The 25,405-nt window shown below is 65.2% G+C and carries 25 protein-coding genes; 12 read left to right on the forward strand and 13 right to left on the reverse strand.

Annotation, left to right across the window (positions count from 1 at the left end; translation table 11 throughout):
* Positions 1–101: 101 nt before the first annotated feature.
* From NLM15_RS42285 to NLM15_RS42320, 8 genes are all read right to left on the reverse strand, one after another.
* Positions 102–986 (reverse strand): AraC family transcriptional regulator, encoded by an 885-nt coding sequence (locus tag NLM15_RS42285; RefSeq protein WP_254123902.1) that lies wholly within the window; start codon positions 984–986, stop codon positions 102–104.
* A 154-nt stretch (positions 987–1,140) separates the two neighbouring features.
* The gene (locus NLM15_RS42290) at positions 1,141–1,854 is read right to left on the reverse strand and encodes an ABC transporter ATP-binding protein (protein ID WP_254123903.1); all 714 of its coding nucleotides are present in this window, start codon (positions 1,852–1,854) and stop codon (positions 1,141–1,143) included.
* Positions 1,847–2,614, reverse strand: coding sequence for an ABC transporter ATP-binding protein (locus tag NLM15_RS42295; RefSeq protein ID WP_254123904.1), 768 nt, complete (start codon positions 2,612–2,614; stop codon positions 1,847–1,849). The genes NLM15_RS42290 and NLM15_RS42295 overlap by 8 nt, the downstream gene beginning before the upstream one ends.
* On the reverse strand, positions 2,607–3,551 hold the full coding sequence (locus NLM15_RS42300) for a branched-chain amino acid ABC transporter permease (protein WP_254123905.1): 945 nt from the start codon (positions 3,549–3,551) through the stop codon (positions 2,607–2,609). The genes NLM15_RS42295 and NLM15_RS42300 overlap by 8 nt, the downstream gene beginning before the upstream one ends.
* The gene (locus NLM15_RS42305; RefSeq protein WP_254123906.1) at positions 3,548–4,465 is read right to left on the reverse strand and encodes a branched-chain amino acid ABC transporter permease; all 918 of its coding nucleotides are present in this window, start codon (positions 4,463–4,465) and stop codon (positions 3,548–3,550) included. The genes NLM15_RS42300 and NLM15_RS42305 overlap by 4 nt, the downstream gene beginning before the upstream one ends.
* A 299-nt stretch (positions 4,466–4,764) precedes the next feature.
* Positions 4,765–4,983, reverse strand: a complete 219-nt coding sequence (locus tag NLM15_RS42310; protein WP_254123907.1) for a hypothetical protein — start codon at positions 4,981–4,983, stop codon at positions 4,765–4,767.
* A gap of 1 nt (position 4,984) precedes the next feature.
* A complete protein-coding gene (locus tag NLM15_RS42315; RefSeq protein ID WP_254123908.1) occupies positions 4,985–5,641 on the reverse strand; it encodes an acyl-homoserine-lactone synthase in 657 nt (218 codons plus the stop codon).
* Between the two features lie 83 nt (positions 5,642–5,724).
* A complete protein-coding gene (locus NLM15_RS42320) occupies positions 5,725–6,453 on the reverse strand; it encodes a LuxR family transcriptional regulator (protein ID WP_254123909.1) in 729 nt (242 codons plus the stop codon).
* Positions 6,454–6,620: 167 nt separating this feature from the next.
* Here NLM15_RS42320 and NLM15_RS42325 point away from each other — a divergent pair, with 167 nt between their 5' ends.
* From NLM15_RS42325 to NLM15_RS42370, 10 genes are all read left to right on the forward strand, one after another.
* The gene (locus NLM15_RS42325) at positions 6,621–6,797 is read left to right on the forward strand and encodes a hypothetical protein (RefSeq protein WP_254123910.1); all 177 of its coding nucleotides are present in this window, start codon (positions 6,621–6,623) and stop codon (positions 6,795–6,797) included.
* A 244-nt stretch (positions 6,798–7,041) separates the two neighbouring features.
* Positions 7,042–7,980, forward strand: coding sequence for a LysR family transcriptional regulator (locus NLM15_RS42330; protein WP_254123911.1), 939 nt, complete (start codon positions 7,042–7,044; stop codon positions 7,978–7,980).
* 144 nt (positions 7,981–8,124) lie between these two features.
* A complete protein-coding gene (locus NLM15_RS42335) occupies positions 8,125–9,003 on the forward strand; it encodes a shikimate dehydrogenase (RefSeq protein WP_254123912.1) in 879 nt (292 codons plus the stop codon).
* 57 nt (positions 9,004–9,060) lie between these two features.
* Positions 9,061–10,191 carry an ABC transporter substrate-binding protein gene (locus NLM15_RS42340; RefSeq protein ID WP_254123913.1) on the forward strand — a complete coding sequence of 377 codons (1,131 nt, stop codon included), beginning with the start codon at positions 9,061–9,063 and terminating at the stop codon, positions 10,189–10,191.
* Between the two features lie 181 nt (positions 10,192–10,372).
* A complete protein-coding gene (locus tag NLM15_RS42345) occupies positions 10,373–11,248 on the forward strand; it encodes a branched-chain amino acid ABC transporter permease (protein ID WP_254123914.1) in 876 nt (291 codons plus the stop codon).
* On the forward strand, positions 11,245–12,243 hold the full coding sequence (locus NLM15_RS42350) for a branched-chain amino acid ABC transporter permease (RefSeq protein ID WP_254123915.1): 999 nt from the start codon (positions 11,245–11,247) through the stop codon (positions 12,241–12,243). Before NLM15_RS42345 ends, NLM15_RS42350 begins: the two co-directional genes overlap by 4 nt.
* On the forward strand, positions 12,240–12,983 hold the full coding sequence (locus NLM15_RS42355) for an ABC transporter ATP-binding protein (RefSeq protein ID WP_254123916.1): 744 nt from the start codon (positions 12,240–12,242) through the stop codon (positions 12,981–12,983). Before NLM15_RS42350 ends, NLM15_RS42355 begins: the two co-directional genes overlap by 4 nt.
* Before the next feature lie 10 nt (positions 12,984–12,993).
* Complete coding sequence (locus NLM15_RS42360; protein WP_254123917.1) at positions 12,994–13,731, forward strand: ABC transporter ATP-binding protein; 738 nt, start codon at positions 12,994–12,996, stop codon at positions 13,729–13,731.
* On the forward strand, positions 13,728–14,786 hold the full coding sequence (locus tag NLM15_RS42365) for a Gfo/Idh/MocA family protein (protein WP_254123918.1): 1,059 nt from the start codon (positions 13,728–13,730) through the stop codon (positions 14,784–14,786). Before NLM15_RS42360 ends, NLM15_RS42365 begins: the two co-directional genes overlap by 4 nt.
* Positions 14,783–16,654 carry a bifunctional sugar phosphate isomerase/epimerase/4-hydroxyphenylpyruvate dioxygenase family protein gene (locus NLM15_RS42370; RefSeq protein ID WP_254123919.1) on the forward strand — a complete coding sequence of 624 codons (1,872 nt, stop codon included), beginning with the start codon at positions 14,783–14,785 and terminating at the stop codon, positions 16,652–16,654. Before NLM15_RS42365 ends, NLM15_RS42370 begins: the two co-directional genes overlap by 4 nt.
* 194 nt (positions 16,655–16,848) lie before the next feature.
* Here NLM15_RS42370 and NLM15_RS42375 read toward each other — a convergent pair whose 3' ends face one another.
* Positions 16,849–18,021, reverse strand: a complete 1,173-nt coding sequence (locus tag NLM15_RS42375; protein ID WP_254123920.1) for an ABC transporter substrate-binding protein — start codon at positions 18,019–18,021, stop codon at positions 16,849–16,851.
* 311 nt (positions 18,022–18,332) lie between these two features.
* On the opposite strand from NLM15_RS42375, the gene NLM15_RS42380 reads away from it, so the two are divergent.
* Positions 18,333–19,595: an NAD(P)/FAD-dependent oxidoreductase gene (locus tag NLM15_RS42380; RefSeq protein ID WP_254123921.1), complete on the forward strand. Its 1,263-nt coding sequence runs from the start codon at positions 18,333–18,335 to the stop codon at positions 19,593–19,595.
* A gap of 202 nt (positions 19,596–19,797) precedes the next feature.
* On the opposite strand, the gene NLM15_RS42385 is transcribed toward NLM15_RS42380, so the two are convergent.
* Genes NLM15_RS42385 through NLM15_RS42395 form a run of 3 tightly spaced genes read right to left on the reverse strand, consistent with a single transcriptional unit; the run spans position 19,798 to position 22,623 of the window.
* On the reverse strand, positions 19,798–21,009 hold the full coding sequence (locus NLM15_RS42385; RefSeq protein ID WP_254123922.1) for an ABC transporter substrate-binding protein: 1,212 nt from the start codon (positions 21,007–21,009) through the stop codon (positions 19,798–19,800).
* A gap of 58 nt (positions 21,010–21,067) precedes the next feature.
* The gene (locus NLM15_RS42390) at positions 21,068–21,391 is read right to left on the reverse strand and encodes a 2Fe-2S iron-sulfur cluster-binding protein (protein ID WP_254123923.1); all 324 of its coding nucleotides are present in this window, start codon (positions 21,389–21,391) and stop codon (positions 21,068–21,070) included.
* Positions 21,392–21,402: 11 nt separating this feature from the next.
* Entirely contained in the window at positions 21,403–22,623 is a 1,221-nt protein-coding gene (locus NLM15_RS42395; RefSeq protein ID WP_254123924.1) for a cytochrome P450, read from the reverse strand.
* 83 nt (positions 22,624–22,706) lie between these two features.
* Here NLM15_RS42395 and NLM15_RS42400 point away from each other — a divergent pair, with 83 nt between their 5' ends.
* Positions 22,707–23,210, forward strand: a complete 504-nt coding sequence (locus NLM15_RS42400) for a MarR family winged helix-turn-helix transcriptional regulator (RefSeq protein ID WP_254123925.1) — start codon at positions 22,707–22,709, stop codon at positions 23,208–23,210.
* 336 nt (positions 23,211–23,546) lie between these two features.
* Here the strand turns inward: NLM15_RS42400 and NLM15_RS42405 are convergent, their stop codons facing one another.
* On the reverse strand, positions 23,547–25,397 hold the full coding sequence (locus NLM15_RS42405; protein WP_254123926.1) for a feruloyl-CoA synthase: 1,851 nt from the start codon (positions 25,395–25,397) through the stop codon (positions 23,547–23,549).
* Positions 25,398–25,405: the final 8 nt, after the last annotated feature.

Genomic DNA, 25,405 nt, shown 5'->3' on the forward strand with positions numbered 1-25,405 from the left:
TGATTCCACGTGGAGTCCTTCAAGACTGCGGACGGAGACTTCATCGCGAACGACGCAGACACATCGCGAAACATTTCGGCAGGCGCGCAATCCTCTCGCCGCTACTGACAGCGGCTGGGCGAATAGCCGAAGTGCCTGCGGAAGGCCGTCGCGAAATTGGCCGGATGGGCGTAGCCGACACGAAAGGCCGCCTCGGTGACCGACAACCGTTGATGAATCAGAAGGTCACGTGCGGCATCGAGCCGCCGGGCCCGCAAATAGTCGATCGCGCTCTCGCCATACGCCATCTGGAATTTCTGATTGAAGGACCGCCGGCTCAGCCCTGCGTTCCGCGCCAGCTCGTCGACGCTCCAGGGGTAAGCAAGATCGGCGTCCATCTGCTCCTTGACCGATTGCAAGCGCATCCGCTGAAGATCGGCTGCCGGATCGACCTCAATCCGCCCGCTCTCGCTGAACAGGGCGTGGACAACGAGTTCGGCGGCATGCGCCGACAGCAACAATTGCGCCGCGTTTCCGGCGACCGGCGGCGAGAACATTTCCGCCGCGACGGCCTGCACGCGCGGAGACGCAGAGAGAGAGACGACGGCCGCACCGGCCTCATCGTTCTTGAACAGCGCCCGAAACTCGTCGCCAAGCCCAAGCCGATCGATGGAAGTCTGGGGGAGTGCCAGGCCTATCGCAGGACGCTCGTCACACCGGGCCGAGCGTCTTGCAACGACGGCCTCACGCACAGCAATTGCCGTCATCTGCCTTTCGCTGCCGGGCGTGCGCGTCAGAATGCCGCGGCTCGCGCCGTCGCCAAACGCAACGGAGATGAACAGGCCCGGCGCTACGATCGCGGGCCCGCTGGGGTCGGCTCGAAACTCACCTCTGACAAACACGCAGCCCGGGAAATCCAGCCATTGCGCCGCTGTTGAAGCGCCCTGCTGTGCGGAACCGATCTCGTCTCCAGGCCGTCCGGCAATCTGATTGTAAAAGTCCTGCATCGAATCCGCTTACGCCGCGACCTTGGCGGCTGGCGGCGGCGCACTCAAGGCCTCTACGCTCAGTTTGGAGAGCTTCGAAACTGGACTTCCGGAAACAGGTTCTGCGCGCGGAGCGACCTGCGCCGGCGCTGCGGCGGGCAGCGCCGCAAGCGCGTCAGATTCCCAGATATTTGTGCTGGAGATCCGGCTCCGCCATCAGCTGGCCCGAGGTGCCGCTCCACACCGTCTTGCCGCGCTCGATGATGTAGTGGCGGTCGCAGATGCGGGCGAGATGGTCGACGTTCTTGTCGACGACCAGGATCGACTGTCCGCGGCTCTTCAGCAGCGACAGGCAATTCCAGATCTCTTCACGGATCAGTGGTGCGAGGCCTTCGGTCGCCTCGTCCAGGATCAGCAGCTTCGGGTTGGTCATCAGCGCGCGGCCGATCGCGAGCATCTGCTGCTCGCCGCCGGAGAGCTGATTGCCCATGTTGGACGCGCGCTCGGCAAGGCGCGGGAACATCACGTAGATCGCGGCCAGCGTCCACGGATTGCTGCTGCCGAAGCGATCGGCAGCGGCCGCGACGAGATTTTCGCGCACGGTGAGGTTCGGGAAGATCTGCCGTCCCTCGGGGACGAGGCCGACGCCGAGCTTTGCAATCTTGTAGGACGGCTGCGTCCGCACCTCCGCGCCCGCAAAGCGAATGCTTCCGGCGCGCGCCGGCGTCAGGCCCATGATGGAGCGGATGGTGGTGGTCTTGCCCATGCCGTTGCGGCCCATCAGCGAGACCATCTCGCCCGGCTTGATCGACAGCGACAGGCCGAACAGCACCTGGGACAGGCCGTAGCAGGTCTCGATGCCGTCGACGTCGAGCAGCGTGTCAGCCATGGTGCGTCACCACATGCTGATCGCCGAGATAGGCGCGCTTGACGTCCTCGTTCGCCCGGATCGCGGCCGGATCGCCGGAGGCGATAACGCGGCCATAGACCAGCACCGAGATGCGGTCGGCGAGCGCGAACACCGCCGGCATGTCGTGCTCGACCAGCACGATCGAGACCTCTTTGCGCAGCTCCTGAAGCAGCTTGACCATGCGCTGGGATTCGGTGACGCCGAGCCCCGCCATCGGCTCGTCGAGCAGCAGGATCTTTGGCTTGCTGGCGAGCGCGACCGCAAGCTCGAGCTCGCGGCGTTCGCCATGGCTGAGCCTGCTCACGACGACGTCGGCGCGATGCAGCAGGCCGACGCGGTCGAGCGCGGCATGCGCCGCATCGCGCAGGCCCTTTTCCTTGCGCGCATTGGCGAAGAAGCGGAACGAGGTGCCGGCATGCGCCTGCGCCGCCAGCGCGACATTGTCGGCAGCGGTAACGTCGAGCAGCAGCGAGGTGATCTGGAACGAGCGCGCAAGTCCCAGCGCGCAGCGGCGATAGGCCGGCAGATAGGTGATGTCGCGCCCCGCCAGCGAGACGCTGCCGGAATGCGGCTCGAGGTGCCCGGTCAATTGGCTGATCAGCGTGGTCTTGCCGGCGCCGTTCGGGCCGATGATGGCGTGCAGCTCGCCGGCCGCGACGTCGAGCGAGACGTTGTCCGTCGCGATGATGCCGCCGAAGCGGCGCACCAGCTTTTCGACGCGGAGCAAGGGTTCAGCCACGGCCAGCCCTCCCGAGCATGCCCATGATGCCGCCGCGCCCGAACAGCACGATCAGCAGCAGCAGCGGCCCCATGATCAGCGCCCAGTATTCCGTGATCTGCGACAGGAATTCCTCCAGCAGCAGGAACACCACCGCGCCCATGACAGGACCAAACAGCGTGCCCATGCCGCCCAAGATCACCATCACCATGAGATCGCCGGAGCGCGTCCAGTACATCACGGCCGGGCTGACGAAATCGGTGTTGTTGGCAAGCAGCGCGCCGGCAAGGCCGCACATGGTCCCTGATATGACGAAGCAGACCAGCTGGTAGCGTTTTGCCGGAAAGCCGATCGCCTGCATGCGCTGCTCGTTGGAGCGCAGGCCTTGCACCACGAGACCGAAACGCGAATTGACGATGCGCCAGATCAGGAAGATGACGGCGAACAGGCAGGCGAGGCAGAGATAATAGAACTGCGTGCGATTGCCGAGATTGATCAACCCGGAGAAGTCGCTGCGCTTGTAGACGGTGAGACCGTCATCGCCGCCGTAACGCGCGAGGCCCGAGGCGACGTAATAGGCCATCTGCGCGAAGGCCAGCGTGATCATGATGAAATAGACGCCGCGCGTGCGAAGCGAGAGCGCGCCGATCACGAGCGCATAGAGCGCGGAGGCCGCGAGCGCGACCGGGAACTGGATGAAGCCGCTTCCGACGCCTTCCTGCGCGAGCATGCCGACCGCGTAGCCGCCGATGCCGAGATAGGCGGCGTGGCCGAAGCTCATCATGCCGCCAAAGCCCATGATGAGGTTGAGGCTCGCGGCCGCCAGCGCCAGGATGACGATACGGGTGAACAGCGTCAGGATGAAGATATTACCCGACAGCGACGAATAGAGCGGCAGCAGCACGAGGCCTGCCAGCATCAGGGCCGTGACGGCCTTGCTCACCGTGAAAGTCTTCATCGACGGTTGGCCGGAAACAGCCCCTCCGGCCGCACCACCAGCACGATCGCCATCAACAGGTAGATCAGCATCGACGACAGCGCGGGCGCGGCGGTGGAGGCAGCGGCGCCGCTCAGCACCTGCCGCAACAGGTTCGGCAGGAAGGCGCGGCCGAGCGTGTCGATCATGCCGACGAAGATCGCGGCGAGGAACGCGCCGCGGATCGAGCCGATGCCGCCGATCACGATGATGACGAAGGCGAGGATCAGGATGTTCTCGCCCATGCCGATCTGCACGGTGAGGATCGGCGCCTGCATCAGGCCGGCGAGGCCCGCGAGCGCGGCGCCAAGGCCGAACACCAGCGTGTAGAGCAGCTTGATGTTGATGCCGAGCGCACCGATCATCTCCCGGTTGGAGGCGCCGGCGCGGATCAGCATGCCGATGCGGGTGCGCATCACGCCGAGATAGAGCAAGAGCGCGACCAGCAGCGCCACCACGATGATGGCGAGACGATAAGCGGGATAGTGGATGCCGGGCAGGATCGGCACCGGCACGGTGAGCCAGGCCGGCAGCGGCAGCGCGAGGCCCGCGGGACCCCAGATCAGCCGCACGGCTTCATTGAAGAACAGGATCAGGCCGAAGGTCCCGAGCACATGGTCGAGATGGTCGCGGCCATAGAGATGCCTCAGCGCCGACATTTCGAGCACGATGCCGAGCACAAGCGTGGCACCGAGCGCCATCAGCGCGCCGAGCAGGAAGCTGCCCGTCCAGGCCGCGAAGGTCGCGGCGAAATAGGCGCCCATCATGTAGAGCGAGCCGTGCGCGAGGTTGACGAGATCCATGATCCCGAACACCAGCGTCAGGCCGGCGGCGAGCAGGAACAACAGCAGGCCGAACTGCAATCCGTTCAAGAACTGTTCGACGACGAGCAGCATCAAAACTCTTTCAGGCGCACGCGGTGTCGCGCCGATGTTCGAACACGGTCGCCATCAGTGAAAGAGCTCCCCCTGCCTCTTCAAGGCGGAAAAATGGGTAATGGCAGTATCGTTCCGAGGCAAGAGCGATTCGACACCAAACATGCACTTTGTTGCATGCGGGTGCATGCGGTCGAAAGCGACCTTGCAAGAAGGCTGCCGCGGCGCAGATGGGGCAACCTGCCGCACCCAAACGATCACCCTCCCCCCGGCATGCCGGGGAGAGGGTGCGAATGTCGACGGAGTGTAGGGAAGGCGGTCTAGTGCGAGGTCATCTGCCGGGGAAAATCGTCCGGCTCTGCCAGCACGCTGTTGGCCGTCGAGGCTTCCAGCGCCGCCATCCGGAACAGGTAGGCGAGCGTCGCCAATCCGGTGTCTTCCGCCATCTGCGCCAGCTCGAGCGCCATGTCGGACATGTAGCCGAGATTCTCGTCCTTGGTCTGCGCCATGATCTGGCTGTCCCGCATCATGTTCGACATCTCAGGCGCTCTTTCGTTGCGCGGCAAGGCCGCAGAGGTTGGCACGGGCGACGGCGTCCAGACGCGGGCCGTCCTGTTGCACGACCGAGGTCACACCGATGCGATCGTGCAGCGCATCGAGCGTCTCCCGGCGAATGTCGATGGTCGCCGCCATGGTCCAGGCGTTCTCGACCAGCTCCGGCAGACCAAGCGGGGTCACGACGAAGCCGGCCTCATGGAAGCGCGGCAGCCACCAGGTCTCCATGATCGCGCTGACCTGCGCGATCCCCTGATTGAGGCAGAACTCCTGCACCGCCGCCATCAGTTGCAGGTTGAGAGCGCCATCGCGTCGATCGCGCACGACGAAATAGCGCGACCATTCCCAGACCAGCGGATCCGCAGGACAGCCGCGAACCGCGGCCAGATGCGGAAAGATCTCGCTCATCATCGAGGGCTTGGTCGTCGGGTAGAGCCGGTGACCGCCAATGACACGGCGCCCCTCCAGCGCGAGCAGATAGACCGTGTCCTCGTTGTCATAGGAATCGATCTCGCGGCAATCCGGCTTGCGTAGCGTCTCCCAGTGCCGCTCATCGACGAAAATGTCGTGACGCAACCGGAAATGCTGCTCGATCACGTCTTCATAAAGGTGACGATTTACCGCAGAAATTGCGTGAATCATGAAAGCCCCCATTCGTTCTCAAAGGCGGTCAGCCTCTGCGAAAAGGGGCGGGTTCGATATTGGGAAATTTCCCAGTATGTCGCTTAGGGATTGATGATCTTGTGGCGAATTGCGAGCGCAACCGCATGCGTCCGGTTGACGGCACCGAGCTTGCGCGCGGCAGTTGCAAGATGCTCTTCCGCGGTGCGCTGCGTGATGTGCAGGATCTCGCCGATTTCCCAGGCCGACTTCCCCTGCGAGGCCCAGGCGATCACCTCGCGCTCACGCGGGGTGAGACGCGTCGAGAGATGCGGCGCCGGATCGAGCAGGCGGCGAATATGGTCGAAGCCATACATTGCCATCAGGTGAAGTGCCGGCTTGCTTCGGGGATTGAGGTCGAGATGGACGCCGCCGAGCGACACCGCGGCCTCGTAGCCGGTGAGCCCGTGGATCGGCACGATGAAACCGCGCGACATGCGAAAATCGCCAGCGCGGTTCATCACCTCGGCCGCGGTCGGCTCGAGCTCGGCATCATAGGGCGCTTCCGACCACTCGAACGGATTGACCGACTGCCGGCACAGCCGCACCACGGGATCGAAGCGGTCGTAATTGTTCTGGGTGTAGAGACTGAACCATCCTGCCGGCCAGCGCTTGGCGAGCACCATCTGCGCGAACCGCTGGTCGGGATTCGGCAATCCCGTCACGATGATGGTTTCGAAGCCGAAGCGACCGAACGCCACCTCGAGCGCATTCATGGCGTCTGGGACCTTGCGATAGGTCCCCAAGCCTTCAATGAAGTCGAGCGCCTCCCGGCCATAGTCTACGGCGGACATCGGTGCGTTTCCTGACCCTCGCCGTCCGGTATAGCACGTCTTTGGAGACTGCCTCAATTCACCGCTTCCGTATTTTCCCGGTATCCCCTTGGCCCCGAAGATTTAATCTACTTGTGGAAGAAGTGACGTCAAGTTACACCTGAGGCGTCTGAAGCGGGAAAACCACGATGGAAGACGAGGACATCGCCCTCAACAGCGTGCTCGGCCTGGAACTCAACCGCGTGTTTTTCGCCGTCCACGAAACGGCAAACAAGCAGAAGATCATCGAGTTCGCGCGCGAGGTGTTGCAGCGCGAGCGCGCGGAGCGGCCCGGCAGCCGGTCGCCCGAGAGCCCGGCGAGCTAGAACGCAGTTGCAGTAAGGCGTACGTTCTGCGCGAGCGCCGCCGTTCCATTCGAACGTGCCGATTTTAGCCGCAACATTCCGACCGCGAAGTTACTCTTCCTTCTCCTTGTGGGAGAAGGGAAGCGAGTGCGCCACTCCGCCGTGCGTGCGGATCATGATACTTGCCGCTGGATGACATCGCATCTCTCGTGAGATGATCGCCGCCACGATCCCCTTTTGGGATGCCCGATCGGATGCCCACGACATGATGACGCTGCGCCAGGTTGAAGTGATCCGTGCCGTAATGGTGACGGGGACCATCGGCGGCGCCGCGAAGCTGCTCAACGTCTCGGCGCCGGGGATCAGCCGGCTGGTCAAATACACCGAGCGCACGCTCGGCATCCGCTTCTTCCAGCGCCAGAACGGACGCTATTTTCCGACGCCGGAAGCCGAGAACATCTTCGAGCAGATCAACGGCGTCTACAAGAAGGTCGACGACCTCACCGAGCTCATCTCCAAGATCGGCCGCGGCGGGTTGTCGGAATTGCGCATCGGCTCGGTGCCGAGCATCTCGCAGGTGATGGTGCCGCGCGCGATCGAGCGCATCCGGCGCCGCTATCCCGATCTCGGCATCGACATCAACATCCTCAAGATCGAGGAGGCCATCGACTATCTTCTGCTCGGCCGCGGCGAGTGTGTGGCGATGAGCTACCGGCTCGAGCATTCCGGGCTCGACTTCATGCCGCTGGCCTCGGGTGAACTCTATTGCATCGTCCCCCCCGGCCACGAGCTTGCCGGCCGCAAGCAGGTCTCGGCCGCCGAGATCACCCGCTATCCGCTGATCGGCATCGATCCCAATGATCCCTACGGCCGGATCATGGCCGAGATCTTCGCGCGCAACCGGCTCGACTACAACATCACCATCCGCGCGCGCTTCGGCACCACGGTCTGCGCGCTTGTGAAGGCGGGACTCGGCATCGCCATCATCGACCAGTTCACGGTGGCCCATGGCGGCTATCCCGGCATCGAGCTGCTCAAGATCACGGAGCCGACGCGGTTCGACACCTATATCGCGGTGAAGCGCGGCGCGCCGCTGTCGCTCCATGTCGAGTATTTCATCGAGTCCCTGCGCGCCGAAATGCGCGCGGTGGAGCCGTCCCGGAGCGACGGCAGGGCCGCCGCGGCACGCGGGCGCAAGAAATAACATTATGTTAGGTTTGCCCGATAAATGGGTAATTGTGTTAGGCGGGGGAAAGGCTATCGTCGGACCTGGAAGCCCCCTTGGAATTGCGCGGATTTCCACGCTAATGGCCAGGACCGAACGCTCCCAACGAGACGATAGCGAACCATGTCGAAGCGCGGATACGCCGCCAGCAAGAAGCTTCTCACCGGCCTGATCGGCGCGCCGATCGCGCATTCCGCCTCCCCAGCCATGCACGAGCGCGCCGCCGAGGCGCTTGGCCTGCGCGGTCACTATCAGCTCATCGAGGTCGCCGGCGCCGATGCGGCCGGGCTCCGCATGATGCTCGAGGGCGTGCGGCGGCTCGGCTTTGCCGGCGTCAACGTGACTTACCCTTACAAGGAAGCGGTGGTCCCGCTGCTCGACGAGCTGGCCCCGGCCGCCGCGGCGATGGCGGCGGTCAACACCGTCGTCGTCAGGGACGGCCGACTGATCGGCCACAACACCGACACGACCGGCTTTGCACGCGCCGTCGCGCCGCTGCTGGCGCCCGCGGGTAACGCGGTGGCCGTGATCGGCACCGGCGGCGTCGGCAAGGCGATCGCCTTTGCGCTGGCGAGCCTGGACGTCGCAGACCTCCGCATCTTCGACAGCGAGCCGGCGCGGGCCGAAAAACTCGCCGCACTGCTGGCCAGGCATGGTGGCGCGCGGGTGGCTACGAGCGTCGAGGACGCGCTCGACGGCGCCACCGGCCTCGTCAACGGCACGCCGGTCGGCATGCTGCCGAACCGCGACACGCCGGTCCCAGCCTCGCTGCTGCGCGAAAACCTGTGGGTCGCCGACGCCGTCTATTCGCCGCTGATCACGCCCTTGCTCGCTGCGGCGCGAGCCAAGGGCGCGCGGATCATGACCGGGCGCGAGCTTGCGATCTACCAGGCCGCCGACGCCTTCGAACTGTTCACGGGCCTTGCTCCATCGACCGAAGCCATGGGAGAGGCTTTCGACGAGGTGATGGCGGCACGAAGCTCGGCCTATCACGCAGCGTAACCGAAGCGGCCGGACACAAGGCCGCGGACAACATCAACGAAAATGGGAGGAGAGACCATGAAATCGACCCTACTGGCAGGCGCCTTGCTTGCCTTCGCGACTGCAACCAGCGTCCACGCGCAGGCGATCAAGCTTGCCGACGTCGCCGAACTCTCGGGCGGCGGCGCCACCGTCGGCACCAACTGGAAGAACGGCATCGACCTCGCGATCGAGGAGATCAACGCCAAGGGCGGCGTGCTCGGCCGCAAGCTCGAGGTCACCCATGCCGATTCGCAGTCCAACCCCGGCGTGGCCCGCGCGCAGGTGCAGAAGGCGCTCGACGCCGAGCCCTATGTGCTGCTCGGGCCCGGCTATTCCGGCTCGGTCAAGGTGACCGCGCCGCTCGCGGCCGAAGCCGGCATCGCGCAGATCATGGGCGGCGAAGCCGCCGAGCTGACGCAGGCCGGAAACAAATTCCTGTTCCGCACCTCGTTCGGCCAGCAGTCCTCGATGCCGAAGGTCGCAAAATACATCCACGACGAGATGAAGGCGAAGACGGTCGCGGTGGTCTGGGTCAACAACGACTTCGGCCGCGGCGGCCGCGACGTCGTGGTCAAGGAGCTCGACCGGCTCGGCTCCAAGGTGGTCGCCGACCTCTCGACCGAAGCAGGCCAGGCCGACTTCGCCGCCGACGTCGGCAAGATCAAGGCCGCCAATCCCGACGCCGTGTTCGTCTACCTCAACGAGGAAGAGAGCGCGCGCATCCTGAAGGAGCTGAAGCGCCAGGGCGTCACCGCGCCCCTGATGGGCGAGACCACGCTGATCGGCCAGAAGGTGATCGAGCTTGCCGGCGATGCCGCCAACGGCGCGCGCGGCCATGTCGGCCTCACCACGGACGCGCCGGTCGATCTGATCAAGGCCTTCCGCGACAAGTTCTCCAAGAAGTACAATTACGTGCCCGACCATAACGGCCTGAAGGGCTACCTCGCCGTCTACATGGTCAAGGCCACCACCGAGAAGATGGGCAAGGTCGACAGCAAGGCGTTCGCCGACACGCTGCACGGCCTGACCATCAAGGCCGCGGACGAGCCGGGCATTCTGATGGACGTCACCTTCAGCGAGACCGGTGACATCGACCGCCAGAGCTTCCTGGTCGAGGTGGTCGAAGGCAAGCAGGTCGTGAAGCAGGTGCTGCCGAAGGTGAAGTGACCGCTTCGCCTCTCCCCGCTCGCGGGGAGAGGCCGACGCGCGGAGCGCGGCGGGTGAGGGGCACTCTCCGCGAATCCAACTGTCACCGTCCTTGCGGAGGCTCCCCCTCACCCCGCCCCTCTCCCCGCAAGCGGGGCGAGGGAGAAGAACGAGCGGGGAGAGGGAGAGGAGAGAGGGGAAAATGTCCAATCTGTTCGATCTTCTGGTCGCGGGACTTGCCACCGGTGCGATCTATGCGCTGGTCGCGGTCGGCTTCACCCTGCTGTGGCAGACCTCGCAGACCATCAATTTCGCGCAAGGCGAGTTCGTGATGCTGCCGGCGTTCCTGATGCTGGCGGCGATGCATGCCGGCGCGCCGTTCTGGCTGGCGATCATCCTCGGCATCCTGCTCTCGATGCTCCTGCTCGGACTCGCCTTCAAGATGCTGCTGGTCGACCCGATGATGCGGCACGGCGTGCTGCCGCTGGCGATCGCCACCATGGCGCTCGCGATCGGCCTCAAGGAGGCCGTGAAACAATTCTTCAGCGCCGAAGCTTCGCCCTTCCCCTCGATCGTGCCGACCGGCGACATCTCCATCCTCGGCCACGCGGTGTCGCTGCAAAGCATCGGCGTCCTCGTTGTCGCCATTCTTGCCGTGTTCGGCCTGACCACGCTCTTGAACCGCACCTCGCTCGGTCACCAGATGCAGGCGGCGGCGCAGAATCCGACGGTGGCGCGCATCATCGGCGTGCCGGTCGAGCGCATGATCCTGCTGACCTTCCTGATCAACGCCTTCCTGGTCGCGCTCGCCTCGCTTTTGATCACGCCGATCTATCTGGCAAAATTCTCCTCCGGCGAGGTGCTGGGCCAGGCCGCCTTCATCGCCGCGATCGTCGGCGGCTTCAACCAAGTGCGCGGCGCGATCGCAGGCGGCCTCCTGATCGGCGTGCTCGACAACCTCGCGGCCGCCTATGTCTCGACGCAGTACCGCGCCGCCGTTCCGATGATCTTCCTGATCGCCGTCATCCTGTTCCGGCCGCAAGGACTACTCGGCCGCGCCGAGGAGCGCACCGTATGATCGGCTTCGCCAAACCGTTGAAGATCGCGCTCGGCCTTGCCGTCATCGCCGCGCTGATCATCGTCCCCATGAACTTCAACCGCTACGGCCTGTTCATCCTGAGCCAGTGGGCGGTGATGAGCATCGCCGCGATGGGGCTGAACCTCACGCTCGGCTATGCCGGCCAGGTCTCGCTGGCGCAAGGCGCGTTCGTCGGCATCGGCGCTTATGCGGCAGCGATCATGACCACCCATGGCTGGCCGCTGCCGGCGGCGATCGTGGTCGCGATCGTCCTGAGCTTCGCGGTCGGCTGGGTGCTCGGCTATCCCGCGCTGCGCGTGCAGCACCACTATCTCGCCTTCGTCACGCTCGCCTTCTCCACCCTCGCCTTCCTGGTGTTCCGCAACGAGAGCTGGCTCACCGGCGGCATCTACGGCATCTCCAACATTCCTCGCCCGCATTTTTTCGGCATTGCGACCAACAAGCCCCTGCCGTTCTACTATGTCTGCCTCGGCTCGCTGGCGATCGTGTCGCTCGCGGTGTGGTGGCTGATCCGCTCGCCCTGGGGCCGCGCCTTCATGGCGCTGCGTGAAAATCCGCTACGCGCGCAGTCGCTCGGCGTCGACACGCGGCGCTATACTCTGATGGCCTTCGCGATCGGCTCGGCGCTCGGCGGCGTCGCCGGCGCGCTCTATGCGCCGCTGACGCAATACATCGATCCCGTGCCGTTCAACCTGTCGCTCTCGCTCGACCTCCTGATGATGGTGATCGTCGGCGGCGCCGGTTTCTATTTCGGCCCCTTCCTCGGCGCGATGATCGCGGTGCTGCTGCCGGAATGGCTGCGCTTCACCGAAGGCTACTATCTGATGCTCTACGCGGTCGCGGTGATGCTGCTGCTGATCTGGTCGCCGACCGGCATTCTGGGAATCCTCGACCGTTATCTGGCCGAACGCCGCACCAAGGCCGCCTCCGCGCTGCGCGCCGTCGCAAAGTCGCGCCTGGAGACGGTGCAATGAGCGCGGTCCTCGAAGTCACCGACATCAAGAAGAATTTCGGCGGCATCAGCGCCGTCGACGGGGTCTCCTTCGATGTCCGCGAAGGCGAGATCCTCGGCCTGATCGGTCCGAACGGCTGCGGCAAGTCGACCTTGTTCAACTGCATCCTCGGCCAGCTCACGCCGTCAGGCGGCGAGGTCAGGCTCGACGGCAAGGTGGTCACCGGCCTGCGTCCTGCGGAGCTCAACAAGCTCGGCGTCAGCCGTACCTTCCAGCTCCTGCAGGTCTTTCCAAAGCTTTCGGTACGCGAGAATTTGATCCTCGCGGGACAGGAGCACCAGGGCAACATGGCCTCGCGCCTGGTCGGCCGCTCCGATGCCGGGCTGACGGACGCCGCCAACCAGATGATCGGCTTCTTCAAGCTCGACCATCTCGCGGACGAACCGGCCGGCGGTCTCTCCTATGGCCAGCAGAAGCTGCTCGACGCCGCCATGGCCTTCATGGGCGGGCCGCGCCTGGTGCTGCTCGACGAGCCCGCCGGCGGCGTCAACCCGTCGATGCTGTCGGACCTGAAGGACCGCCTGGTCGCGATCAACCGCGAGAAGAACGCGACCTTCGTCGTGATCGAGCACAACATGGAGTTCGTGATGTCGCTGTGCTCGCGCGTGATGGTGATGGCGGAGGGCAAGGTGCTGGCGATGGGACGGCCGGACGAAGTGCGGAAAAACCCTGCCGTGATCGAAGCCTATCTGGGACATTGAGGAGGTGACCATGAGCGACCCGATCCTCTCGGTTCACAATCTCGTCGGCGGCTACGGCAAGATGACGATTTTGAACGGCACCACCTTCGCCGTGCCGCAAGCAACCATCACCACCATCATCGGCCCGAACGGTGCGGGCAAGTCCACGGTGTTCAAGGCGATCTTCGGCCTGCTCAAGCTGCGCGAAGGCAAGATCAGCTTCGCCGGCCGCGACGTCACCAATCTAAGCCAGCGCGCGCTGCTCAATGCCGGCATCTGTTACGTGCCGCAGGGCCGCAACATCTTTCCGGAACTGTCCGTGCGCCACAATATCGAGCTCGGCGGCGTTTCCGCGGGCAAGGGCATCGACCTGCCCAGGCGGATCGAGGCCGCGCTCGACCTGTTCCCGGCGCTGCGACGGAAGTCAACGCAGCAGGCTTCGACGCTCTCGGGCGGCGAGCAGAAGCAGCTTGAGATCGCGCGCTCGCTGCTGCTCGAGCCAAAGCTCGTGCTGATCGACGAGCCCTCGATCGGCCTGTCGCCACTGATGGTGCAGCAGACCTTCGACATCCTCAAGAGCCTGCGCGATCGCGGCGTCACCATCCTGATGATCGAGCAGAACGCGCGCTCGGCGCTGGAGATTTCCGACATCGGCATCGTGCTCGAGCTCGGCCAGACCCGCATGGTCGACGGCGCGCCGCGCATTCTGAACGACCCGCGGATCGGCCAGCTGTTCCTCGGCGGCGCCATGGAGGAGACCGCAGCATGAGCGCGCAAATGCGCATCGGCGTTGCCGGCGCCGGCCTGATCGGCCGCCGCCACATTGAATTGATCGAGTCCTCCAGGGATTGCGTGCTGGCCGGCATCGCCGATCCATCGCCCGCGGCAAAGGATTATGCGCAGGCGCACAATGTGCCCTGCTATCCCGACCATCGCGCGCTGCTGGCGCAGGAGAAGCCCGACGGTCTCGTCATCGCCTCGCCCAACACGCTGCACCTGCCGATGGCGCTGGACTGCACCGAAGCCGGTGTGCCGGCACTGATCGAGAAGCCGGTGACCGAGACGGTGGCCGCCGCGCAGCGCCTCTGCGCCGCGGTGAGACGCAGCGGCGTGCCGATGCTGGTCGGCCACCACCGGCGGCATAACCCCATCATCAAATCGGCCCGCGAGAGCGTGGCCAGCGGAAAGCTCGGCCAGCTCACCGCCGTGGTCGGGCTCTGGCTGCTGAAGAAGCCCGACGACTATTTCGAGGTCGCCTGGCGGCGCGAGCAGGGCGGCGGGCCGCTGCTGATCAACCTCATCCACGACATCGACAATCTTCGTTTCGTCTGCGGCGAGATCGTCGAGGTGCAGGCCTTGACGTCGAACAAGGTGCGCGGCTTCGCGGTCGAGGACACCGCCGCACTGCTGCTGCGCTTCGCCAATGGCGCGCTGGGAACGGTGACCGTCTCCGATGCGACACCCGCGCCGTGGAGCTGGGAGCTCACCGCGGGCGAGAACGCGGTCTACCCCCGGCAGGACCAGCCCTGTTACGTCTTCGCCGGAACGAACGGCTCGCTCTCGGTGCCGACCATGGAGCTGTGGTCCTATCCGCAAAACCCGGGCTGGCATGCGCCACTATCCCGCAATCCCGTCGAACTCGCGGGATACGATCCGCTCGTCGAGCAGCTCCGGCATTTCCTCGCCGTGATCGCGGGGCGTGAGCAGCCGCTGATTTCGGTCGAGGACGCGATGGGCACGCTCGCAGTGGTCGAAGCCGTCAGCGAGGCCGCACGCACGGGCCAAAAAACATCGCCGGGGCGGATCATGGAGCAGGCAGCATGAACAAGCGCTCGATCGCGACCGTTTCCCTCTCCGGCAGCCTGGACGAAAAGCTCCGCGCCATCGCGTCAGCCGGGTTCGACGCGGTGGAGATTTTCGAGAATGATCTGCTGTCGTTCGGCGCAAGCCCGCGCGAGGTGGCGCAGCTCTGTAAGGATCTCAAGCTCGAGATCTGCGCGTTCCAGCCGTTCCGCGATTTCGAGGGCATGCCGGAGCCGCAGCGCACGCGCAACTTTGCCCGCGCCGAGCGCAAGTTCGACCTGATGCAGGAGCTCGGCACCGATCTGCTGCTGATCTGCTCCAACGTCTCCCCCAGCTCGCTCGGCGGCATCGACCGCGCCGCGGATGATTTTCGCGAGCTCGGCGAGCGCGCCGCCAAGCGGAACTTGCGCGTCGGCTACGAGGCGCTGGCCTGGGGACGCCACGTCAACGACTACCGCGACGCCTGGGAGATCGTGCGGCGCGCCGATCACCCCGCGATCGGCGTCATCCTCGACAGTTTCCATGCGCTGGCGCCGGGCTTTCCGGTTCGCGCGATGGCCTCGATCCCCGGCGACAAGATCTTCCTGGTGCAACTCGCCGACGCGCCGAAGCTCGAGCTCGACATCCTCTCGTGGAGCCGGCACTTCCGCTCCTTCCCCGGCCAGGGCGACCTGCCGGTCGGCGAATTCATGGCGGCGATCGCAGCGACCGGCTATGCCGGGCCGCTGTCGCTCGAAATCTTCAACGACCAGTTCCGCGCCGGCTCGGCCGCGCAGACCGCTGTCGACGGCCTGCGTTCGCTGATCCTGCTGGAGGACCAGCTCGCACCGGATTGGCCAAAGCTCGTCAGCGAGCCGCTGGCGCCGAAGGCCAAGAGCCACGGCACCGGCTTCATCGAGTTTGCCGTGAACGAGACCAAGGCGGCCGACCTCGCCCGCCTGTTCGCGCAGCTCGGCTTCCGCAGAAGCGGCAAGCATCGCAGCAAGGCCGTGGAACGCTGGTCGCAGGGCAAGGTCGAGCTCGTGATCAATTGCGAGACCGACGGCTTTGCGCATTCGCATTATGTCACGCACGGCCCCGGCGTCTGCGCGATTGCGCTCGACGTCGACAATGCCGGTCTTGCGATGCAGCGCGCCGAGACACTGAAGGCGCGCACCTTCTACCAGCCGGTCGGACCGGGCGAGCTGGAGATTCCCGCGATCCACGGCGTCGGCGGCAGTCTGCTCTATTTCCTCGATCAGGCCGGCAAGAACTGGGACACGGATTTCGAACCGGTTGCGAGCAACGCCAGCGCCGACGCGCTACTCGCCGTCGACCACATCGCGCAGTCGATGCCCTATGACGAGATGTTGTCCTGGCTGCTGTTCTACACCGGCATCCTCGACCTCAAGCGGCTGCCGCAGATGGAAATCGCCGACCCCCGTGGCCTCGTGCAGAGCCAGGCCATCGTCAACGCCGACCAGAGCCTGCGCTTCGTGCTCAACGGCTCCTCCGCCAACCGCACCCTGCCCGCGCGCTTCATCTCGGAGTTCTTCGGCTCCGGCGTGCAGCATGTCGCGTTTTCGTGCCGGGACATTTTTGCGACGGTGGCCGAGATGCGCAAGCGCGGCGCAGATTTCCTGGATATTCCCGACAATTACTACGACGACATCGAAGCCAAATACGACCTCGCGCCCGACCTGATGGCGCAGCTGCGCGCCAACCACATCCTCTACGACCGCGAAGGCGACGGCGAGTTCTTCCAGGTCTACACCCACATCTTCGACGAACGGTTCTTCTTCGAGATCGTCGAGCGCAGGGATTACCAGGGATTTGGCGCGGCCAATGCCGGCATCAGGCTGGCCGCGCAAGCCCGCGAAGTGCGCCCCGCGAGCATGCCAAGGGTGTAAGCTCTCTCGACGCCGTCATTGCGAGGAGCGAAGCGACGAAGCAATCCAGAATCCTTCCGCGGAAAGATTCTGGATTGCTTCGCTGCGCTCGCAATGACGGTGTGGTGGGCAGCTGCGAGTCCAACTTCTACCGTCCCCGCGGAGACTCCCCCTCACCCCAACCCTCTCCCCGCAAGCGGGGAGAGGGAGAGAGCTCACTTCATCGCGCACTTGTCGTGGAAACGATCCTGGTCGTTCTCCACGATGGTCGCGACCGTCTTCAGCGAGAGCTGACCTTCGGCATCCTTCACCACGTCCTGCAGATAGAAGCTCTGCACCGGGATGTGGTTCTTGCCGTATTTGAAGGGACCGCGCAGCGACTTGAAGTTGGCCTTCTCCATCTCGGCCTTCATCGCGTCCTTCTTGCTGGTGTCGCCCTTCACCGCGACCACCGCGCTGTTGATGAGCTGGGCCGCGTCATAGGCTTGCGCGCCGTAATAGGTCGGACGCAGGCCGGGATACTTCTTGCGGTAATCGGCGACGAAGCGCTTGTTCTGCTCGTTGGGGAGATCGTTGACCCATTCCTGCGCGCCGGGCACGCCGAGCGCGTTCTCCTTCTGGAGCGGCAGCGACAGCTCGTCGACGGTGAACGCCGTGTAGAGCGGCATCGTGCTCTTCAGGCCGGCCTGCGCATATTGATTGAGGAACTGCACGCCGGCGGCACCGGGATAGAACACGAAGATCGATTGTGCGCCCGAGGCGCGCGCCTTGGAGAGCTCGGCGGAGAAGTCGAGCTGGCTCGGCCACACCGTGTATTCCTCGCCCTTGACCTCGCCCTTGAACGTGCTCTTCACGCCCGCGAGCATATCCTTGCCGGCCGCGTAGTTCGGCCCGATCAGGAACACGCTCTTGACGCCCTTCTGGTTCATGTAGAGGCCCATGGCGGCCGGCGTCTGGTCGTTCTGCCAGGAGGTCGAGAACACGTAAGGGCTGCACAGCTCGCCCGCGAGCTGCGACGGGCCGGCATTGGCCGAGATCAGGAAGGTCTGCGAGTCCACCGCGGTCTTGAGCGAGGCCAGCAGCACGTTCGACCAGATGTAGCCGACGATGAAGTCGACCTTGTCGGACTGCACCAGCTTCTCGGTCTTCTGCTTGCCGACATCGGGCTTCTGCCCGTCGTCCTCGTAGATCACCTCGACCGGCTTGCCGTCCATCTTGCGGCCGATGTGATCCAGCGCGAGCTCGAAGGAGTTGCGCATGTCGTTGCCGATCACGGCGGTCGGGCCGCTGAAGGTCGAAACGAAGCCGATCTTGATGGTGTCGCCGGCGAATGCCGGATTTGCCAGCACCAGCGCTGCTGCGCCCGCCAGCCAGAATGCCGTCCTCATAACCACTCCCCTCCTTATTATCGAGCCCGGAAACGGGGTGATCGCCGCCCCGGGTCTGTCGCTATTGAACGCAAAATCTGTCGCGCCGCCAATGGCTCAGCGCCCGCCCCTGCACCATATTTCGCCCCAATCGAGGATGGCAAGAAATATAATTCTACTCACTTCGACCAAGGCCCCGTCCTGGGCTGCGGCGCTTTTTCGCGGCTCGTCGATACACGCCGCCTATCCGTCAATTGATGACGGCTATTGGACCACCGCACCCGATCCGCACTTAAATGAAGAGGGTGAGCAGCGAGATTCGAGGGTGCATCATGACCACCAAACCGCATCGCGTCGTCATCGTCGGAGCCGGCTTCGGCGGGCTCGAGACGACCTACCGGCTGGCAGGCGCGCCAGTCGAGATCACGCTGATCGACCGCCGCAACCATCACCTGTTCCAGCCGCTGCTCTACCAGGTCGCGACCGCCTCGCTCGCGACCAGCGAGATCGCCTGGCCGGTCCGGCACCTGATGCGCGACCGGCGCGAGGTGACGACGCTGTTCGCCACCGTGAGCGGCGTCGATGCCGACAGGCGCTGCGTGCTGATCGACGACGGCAGCGAGGTGCCGTACGACACGCTGGTGCTCGCCACCGGCGCGCGTCACGCCTATTTCGGCCACGATGAATGGGAGCAGTTCGCGCCGGGCCTAAAGACGCTGGAGGACGGGACCACGCTGCGCCGCCACATCCTGGTGGCGTTCGAGCGCGCCGAACGCGAGACCGATCCGGCCAGGCGCGCGGCGCGGCTGACCTTCGTCATCGTCGGCGCCGGGCCGACCGGCGTCGAGCTTGCCGGCACCATCGCCGAGATGGCGCACCACACCCTGCCCGGCGATTTCCGCAACATCGACACGACCAAGGCGCGCGTGGTGCTGATCGAGGCCGGGCCGCGCGTGCTCGCCGGCTTTGCCGACGACCTCTCGGCCTATGCGCAGGCCTCGCTGGAGAAGATCGGCGTCGAGGTCGTGCTGGGGCAGCCCGTCACCGAGATCAATCGTGAGGGCGTCGTGTTCGGCGGCAAGCTGCTCGAGGCCAAGACGCGAATCTGGGCCGCCGGCGTGCGCGCCTCGCCGGCCGCCGAATGGCTAGGCGCACCCGCCGACCGTGCCGGGCGCGTGCAGGTCGAAGACGATCTGAGCATTCCCGGTCACCCGGAAATCTTTGCGATCGGCGACACCGTCTTGATCAACGCCTGGGAGGGCAAGCCGGTGCCGGGCATCGCGCCGGCGGCGAAGCAGCAGGGCCGCCACGTAGCCGACACCATCAAGGCGCGGTTGCGCGGGGAGACAAAGGGCCCGTTCCGCTACAAGCATTCCGGTAGCCTCGCGCAGATCGGCAAGCGGCTCGCGGTGATCGATTTCGGCAAGGTCAAACTGCGCGGCACGATCGCGTGGTGGATCTGGGGCATCGCCCACATCTACTTCCTGATCGGCCTCCGCCACCGCCTCAGCGTCGCCTTGAGCTGGCTCTGGATCTACGCCCGCGACCAGCGCGCGGCACGGCTGATCACGCAGGGAAGCAGCAAGGTGGTGTAGGTGCCGCTTCTCTTACCCTCCCCTGGAGGGGGAGGGTCGCTACGCGTGCAGCAAAGCGAAACGCGTAGCGGGGTGGGGTGACAGTCTCTCCACATCCGACGGTGCCCGAGTGGAGAGATCACCCCACCCCGCTCGCGCTTCGCGCGATCGACCCTCCCCCTCCAGGGGAGGGTGAAGGAAGACCGCGCTCGCTGCTACATCGTCACTTCACCAACTCGCACCCGCCCTCCGCCAGCGGGCGGAACGCCTGGTCCGCGGGGATCGTCGAGACCAGCTTGTAATAGTCGTAGGGATATTTCGACTCCTCCGGCTTCTTCACCTCGAACAAGTACATCGGGTGCACGACGCGGCCGTCCTGGCGGATCGTCGTCTCGCCGAACAGCTTGTCGTTGCCCTTGAACTTCTTCATCTCCGGCACGACGGCCTTGGCGTTGTCGCTGCCGGTCGCCGCGACCGCGTTGAGATAGGCGAGCGTCGAGGCATAGACGCCGGCCTGGTTGCCGCTCGGCATCTTGCCGTTCATGCCGGGCCGCGCGGCGAAGCGCTTGGCGAACGCGCGGGTATCGTCGTTCATGTCCCAGTAGAAAGCTTCCATGAGCTGGAGGCCCTGCGCGACCTTGATGCCCATGCCGTGGACGTCGTTGATGAAGAGCAGGAACGCTACGAGCTTCTGTCCGCTCTGCTGCACGCCGAACTCGGCGGCCTGCTTCACCGCGTTGATGGTGTCGCCGCCGGCATTGGCGAGCCCGATCACCTGCGCTTTCGAGCCCTGCGCCTGCAACAGGAAGGAGGCGAAGTCGGAGGTGCCGAGCGGGTGCTTGCTGGAGCCCAGCACCTTGCCGCCGTGGCTCTCGATATATTTTTGAGCCTCCGCCTCGATTCCCTTGCCGAGCGCATAGTCGACCGTGAGGAAATACCAGTCCTTGCCGCCGCGCGACATCATCGCGGCCGCCGTGGTGTTGCCGGTCGCCCAGGCGTCGTTGACCCATTGGATGGTGTTGGGCGAGCAGGCCTTGCCGGTCAGATCGGAGCTCGCGGTCGAGGACGCCAGGAACGTCATGCGGCTGTCGCGCAGCAGCGTGTTGATGGAGAGGCCGACGGCCGAGTTCGGCACGTCGACGATGGCGTCGACACCCTCGACATCGAGCCATTTGCGCGCGATGGCGTTGCCGACGTCGGCCTTGTTCTGGTGGTCGGCATAGACGATCTCGACCTTGATGCCTTTGCTGCCGCCGTTGAAATCCTCGGCGGCCATGCGCGCGGCCTCGACCGAACCCATGCCGTTGGTGTCCTGGAAGATGCCGGAGATGTCGTTGAGCACGCCGACGCGCACCACATTGTCGGATATCTCGGCGTTTGCCGCACCGCTCACGAGACTCGCGGCCAGCGCCAGCGTCCACTTCAGGTACTTCATGATTCCCTCCCCTGTTCGATGTGATGCCGCGCCGGTCGTTGCCGGTGCGGTCGAGACTTCAGACCTGCCGTTCGGGCAACCTCACGACGAGGCCGTCGAGCGCGGGCGTGATGTGGATCTGGCAGGACAGCCGGCTGTTCGGCAGCCGCTCAGCCGCGGTGCCGTCGAGCAGCGCGTCCTCATCGTCCGCCATGCCGGGTAGACGCGCGAGCCAGCTCTCGTCGACATAGACGTGGCAGGTCGCGCACATGGCGTTGCCGCCGCATTCGGCCAGGATGCCGTCGAGGCCGTGGCGGGTCGCGGCCTGCATGGCGCTCTCGCCGTCGCTGGTCTCGACGCTCTCGGACTTGCCGTCAGGATGGATGAAGGTGATCGCTGGCATGAAGCTCCTCGTCAGGCCGGGGTGATGGTCACAGGCAGGCTATCGAACCCGCGCAGCGTGTTGTTGAAGCGGCGCTTCGGATCGCCGGCGATCTCGATTGTCGCGATCCGGCGCGCCAACGCGGTCAGCATCACCTCGCCTTCGAGGCGCGCGACGAGCTGGCCGACGCACATGTGAATGCCGGAGCCGAAGCCGACATGGCCGGAGGTGCGGCGCGTGATGTCGTAACTGTCGGGCTTGTCCCAGCGCCGCGGATCGCGATTGGCGGCGGCGAGGAACATCAACACCTTTTCGCCCTCGCCGATCCTCGCGCCTGAGAGTTCGACGTCGCGCGTGGTGGTGCGGAAGAACGTCTGCACCGGGCTCTCGAAGCGCACGGCCTCCTCGAAGGCGTTGCGCGCGAGCGTGAGATCGTTGCGCAGCCGCTGCCATTGGTCGGGGAAGCGCGCGAGGCAATAGACCGCGGCGCCAATGCCGTTGACGGTGGTATCGAGGCCGGCCGAGAGCAGCGAGCGCACCAGCAGCGGCGCCTCGGTCGCCGTGATCTCGCCGTCGTCGACGCGGGCATGGATGCAGGCGCCGAAGCCGCCGGGCGTCAGGTTCTCGCGCTGACATTGCTCGGCGACATAGGCCTGGTGCGGCGCCGAGCGCGCGATCGCGTCCTGCCGCAACTGGTTGGGCGGGCCGAACGCGTTGAACACGACGCTCGCATAGGGGATCAGATGCTCGCGCCCCTCCCGCTTCAGCCCGAGCGCATCCGGAAAGATCGACAGCGGATAGGCCTCGGCGAGGTCGGTGATCGCGTCGAAGCTGCGCTTGTCCAGCAGCGCATCGACCCGCTCCTCGGCCGCCGCGGCAAAGCGGTCGCGCACCTGCTTCATCACGGTCGGCGACAGCACTTTCGACAGCACGGCGCGGGTGCGGCTGTGCGCGGGCGGATCGGCCTCCAGGATCAGGCTCGGCGGCCGCCACGGCGTCTCCTTCTTGAAGTCGGACAGGCCGACGCCGCGGCTGGAGCAGAACGTCGCGGGATCGTTCAGCACGGCGTGGACCTCGGCATAGCGCGCCACGCCATACACGTTCCATTTGTCGAGATAGACGACCGGACCCGCCTCCCGCAGCAGATCATGCGTGGGATAGGGATCGGCAAAAAAATTCATCGCGAAGGGATCGACGTCGAGATGCGGGACAGCCGCCGAACCGTTGATTTCCGGGGAGCTGGAAGCGCTCATTGAAGTCCTCCCTCATTTTGATCTTGTGAAAGGGCAGCGCATGCCCTTAGGTCAGCGGGCCCGCCGCGAGTCAGAAGCCCGATATGCCGCCTTCGACAAGATCCCGACAGAAGCCTGCGCCCGCCGAGACGGGACCGACGCTCGATCTCGATCGCTACGTCCCGGCGTTCATCACTTTCATCGCCAACAAGCTCTCGAACAGCGCGACCGCGTTCTATCAGCGGCAGTTCGGCGTCAACGTCACCGAATGGCGGATCATGTCGTTGCTGGCGATCGAGCCCGGCATTCCCGCCTCGCGCATCTGCCACGTCATCGGCTTCGACAAGGGCCCGGTGAGCCGGACGCTGGCCGGCCTGGAGAAGCGCGGGCTGGTTTCCATTCGTACCGACCCGAACGACGGCCGCACCCATTCGATCTCGCTGACGGCGAAGGGCCGCGCCACCCATGACAAGGTGATTGTCGCGGCGTTCGAGCGCGAGCGGCGGCTGTTGTCCTGCCTGAGCACGGATGAGCGCGAGGTGCTGATCGAGCTGCTGCGCCGCCTGCACGAAAATCTCGGCGCGGTGACCGGCAGCACCGAGGCCTGACAGATCGCGCGGCGGGCGCGGTCTCCCGTCAATTCCAGGCATACGCAGGCGCTTGCCCGCGGCCCCCTCTCTGCCGAGCATTGTTTCCTCCAAAGTCCGACGCGGCGGTTCCCCCGCCGTCGTCGCTGTCTGGAACGGTTCGCACAAATTAGTTGCTTAGGCAACAAAAGAATCGTGCAGGATAATGCGACAGGTTAGCTGGCGTATCCCGCTCGCCATTCCGGGGCGCGCGCGGAATCCATCGTGCAACACCCTCTGCGATGAAATGGATTCCGGGTTCGCGCCAAGGGGCGCGCCCCGGAATGACAGCGGAGTGTGGCTTCGCTACCTCGCCCGTTACAGACCCACCCACTCCGCCGACGCCTCGTCATTCAACCGCGCCACCGCAACGGCGCGGCGCGTCAGCACGGCGCGCTGGTTGATGTAACCCTTGTCGGTGATCTCGCCGCCGTCCACTGATGGCGGCTCGGCGAGTAGCAGCGCGCGCGTCGCATGGCCGGAGGAGTTGGCGCCCTGCTGCTTCAGTTTTGCCAGGCCCTGCGAGATCGCGGTCCGGACCTTGTCATGCGCCAGCACCTCGTTCACGCCTGCCGTCTCGGGCAGACCTGATTGCGCGCGGCATGCTGCGATGTTCGGAAACACCAGAAAGCGCACCTCGTCGCCGCCATGGCCGGCGACGACGATGTCCTGCGCCAGCGGCGCCAGCGCGGCGATGCCGGCAACGCGCAGCGTGCCGACGCTGACCCAGGTGCCGGAATTGAGCTTGAAGTCTTCCGCAACGCGGCCGTCGAAGAACAGGCCGCGCTCCGGCCGCGCGCTATCGGCAAGCTTCACGGCATCGCCGATCAGATAGAAGCCCTCCTCGTCAAAGGCCTGGCTGGTCAGCTCCGGCGCCTTCCAATAGCCCGGCGTGACGTTGGGGCCGCGAACGCGCACCTCCAGCTTGTCGCCGGTGGTGACGAGCTTCAGCTCGGTGCCGGGAATGGGCACGCCGATATTGCCGGAGCGCTCCGCGAGGAAGTGGCAGTCGGCCGCCAGCGGCGAGGTCTCGGTCGAGCCCCAGGCCGAGACCATCGGCAGCGCGCGGCCAACCGTCTCCATCGACAGCTGTTCGAGCGCGTCCCAGAGATTCTGCGGCAGCGCGGCGCCGGCATAGAAGGCGAATTTCACCTCGCTGAAGAAACGGCGGCGCAGTTCCGCGTCGCCGCGCAACGCTGCGATCAGCATGTCGAAACCGCGCGGCACGTTGAAATAGATTGTCGGCATCACGCTTTTCAGATTGGCGAGTGACGTCGCGAAGAGACCGGGCGCCGGCTTGCCACCGTCGATATAGAGCGAGCCGCCGTTGCGCAGCACGAGATTGAAATTGTGGTTGGCGCCGAAGGTATGGCTCCAGGGCAGCCAATCGAGGATCACGAGCTCGCCGCCGCCCTGTTCGAGAAACGTCCAGGTCTGCGCCTTGGCCTGCTGACTCGAGGTCAGCATGCGCTGGGTGTTGATGACGGCTTTTGGCGTGCCGGTCGAGCCCGAGGTAAACAGGAACTTTGCGATCGTATCAGGCGTCACCGCGGCGACGGCTTCGGCGACGTCAGGCGTCTCAGGCGTTGCCGCGACGGTACGGAAAGCAAGCGCATCGGCATCGCCAGCATTACCGCTGATGATCTGCGCGCTGTGCAGCGGCTTGATCGCAGCCAGCGCGGCTGCAAACTGCTTTGTCGAGGAGACGTAGATCGCGCCAGGCTCAAGCAGCGCGATCATGCTCTTGAGCTTGTCGAAGTCCTTTGACATCAGCGAATAGGCCGGCGAGATCGCCGCCGAGGGCACACCGACATGCTGGGCAGCCAGCGCGAGCAGCGCGTGATCGATGCTGTTGTCGGAGAGAATGACAACGGGGCGCTCCGCGCTGAGGCTTTGCGTCAAGATCCAGGACGCCGCCGCGCGCACCCGCCGCAGGGCTCCCGCGTAGGTCACGGTGGCCCAGGGCATATCGGCGCTGTCACGCTCGGCGAGGAAGATCGTATCCGGCGTTTGCCGCGCCCATTGCTCCAGCCAGTCGCCGATGCAACGCGCGCTGTCGCGCAAGGGCTCGGGCGACCGCAGCACGATGCTGCCGTCGGCGCGATGCTCGGCAATGGTCTTCGGCGTTGCAAACAGGCTCGAAGCGTCACCGCTTGGGGCGGTTGTCATGGTTTCCT

Source organism: Bradyrhizobium sp. CCGB20 (assembly GCF_024199855.1).
In the GTDB taxonomy this organism is placed as follows: domain Bacteria; phylum Pseudomonadota; class Alphaproteobacteria; order Rhizobiales; family Xanthobacteraceae; genus Bradyrhizobium.

Bases quoted from the DNA above. Each gene is read 5' to 3' on its own strand.
- NLM15_RS42285 (WP_254123902.1), bottom strand. From the start codon at position 986: ATGCAGGACTTTTACAATCAGATTGCCGGACGGCCTGGAGACGAGATC.
- NLM15_RS42290 (WP_254123903.1), bottom strand. From the start codon at position 1,854: ATGGCTGACACGCTGCTCGACGTCGACGGCATCGAGACCTGCTACGGC.
- NLM15_RS42300 (WP_254123905.1), bottom strand. From the start codon at position 3,551: ATGAAGACTTTCACGGTGAGCAAGGCCGTCACGGCCCTGATGCTGGCA.
- NLM15_RS42305 (WP_254123906.1), bottom strand. From the start codon at position 4,465: ATGCTGCTCGTCGTCGAACAGTTCTTGAACGGATTGCAGTTCGGCCTG.
- NLM15_RS42310 (WP_254123907.1), bottom strand. From the start codon at position 4,983: ATGTCGAACATGATGCGGGACAGCCAGATCATGGCGCAGACCAAGGAC.
- NLM15_RS42315 (WP_254123908.1), bottom strand. From the start codon at position 5,641: ATGATTCACGCAATTTCTGCGGTAAATCGTCACCTTTATGAAGACGTG.
- NLM15_RS42320 (WP_254123909.1), bottom strand. From the start codon at position 6,453: ATGTCCGCCGTAGACTATGGCCGGGAGGCGCTCGACTTCATTGAAGGC.
- NLM15_RS42325 (WP_254123910.1), top strand. From the start codon at position 6,621: ATGGAAGACGAGGACATCGCCCTCAACAGCGTGCTCGGCCTGGAACTC.
- NLM15_RS42330 (WP_254123911.1), top strand. From the start codon at position 7,042: ATGATGACGCTGCGCCAGGTTGAAGTGATCCGTGCCGTAATGGTGACG.
- NLM15_RS42335 (WP_254123912.1), top strand. From the start codon at position 8,125: ATGTCGAAGCGCGGATACGCCGCCAGCAAGAAGCTTCTCACCGGCCTG.
- NLM15_RS42340 (WP_254123913.1), top strand. From the start codon at position 9,061: ATGAAATCGACCCTACTGGCAGGCGCCTTGCTTGCCTTCGCGACTGCA.
- NLM15_RS42345 (WP_254123914.1), top strand. From the start codon at position 10,373: ATGTCCAATCTGTTCGATCTTCTGGTCGCGGGACTTGCCACCGGTGCG.
- NLM15_RS42350 (WP_254123915.1), top strand. From the start codon at position 11,245: ATGATCGGCTTCGCCAAACCGTTGAAGATCGCGCTCGGCCTTGCCGTC.
- NLM15_RS42355 (WP_254123916.1), top strand. From the start codon at position 12,240: ATGAGCGCGGTCCTCGAAGTCACCGACATCAAGAAGAATTTCGGCGGC.
- NLM15_RS42360 (WP_254123917.1), top strand. From the start codon at position 12,994: ATGAGCGACCCGATCCTCTCGGTTCACAATCTCGTCGGCGGCTACGGC.
- NLM15_RS42365 (WP_254123918.1), top strand. From the start codon at position 13,728: ATGAGCGCGCAAATGCGCATCGGCGTTGCCGGCGCCGGCCTGATCGGC.
- NLM15_RS42370 (WP_254123919.1), top strand. From the start codon at position 14,783: ATGAACAAGCGCTCGATCGCGACCGTTTCCCTCTCCGGCAGCCTGGAC.
- NLM15_RS42375 (WP_254123920.1), bottom strand. From the start codon at position 18,021: ATGAGGACGGCATTCTGGCTGGCGGGCGCAGCAGCGCTGGTGCTGGCA.
- NLM15_RS42380 (WP_254123921.1), top strand. From the start codon at position 18,333: ATGACCACCAAACCGCATCGCGTCGTCATCGTCGGAGCCGGCTTCGGC.
- NLM15_RS42385 (WP_254123922.1), bottom strand. From the start codon at position 21,009: ATGAAGTACCTGAAGTGGACGCTGGCGCTGGCCGCGAGTCTCGTGAGC.
- NLM15_RS42390 (WP_254123923.1), bottom strand. From the start codon at position 21,391: ATGCCAGCGATCACCTTCATCCATCCTGACGGCAAGTCCGAGAGCGTC.
- NLM15_RS42395 (WP_254123924.1), bottom strand. From the start codon at position 22,623: ATGAGCGCTTCCAGCTCCCCGGAAATCAACGGTTCGGCGGCTGTCCCG.
- NLM15_RS42400 (WP_254123925.1), top strand. From the start codon at position 22,707: ATGCCGCCTTCGACAAGATCCCGACAGAAGCCTGCGCCCGCCGAGACG.
- NLM15_RS42405 (WP_254123926.1), bottom strand. From the start codon at position 25,397: ATGACAACCGCCCCAAGCGGTGACGCTTCGAGCCTGTTTGCAACGCCG.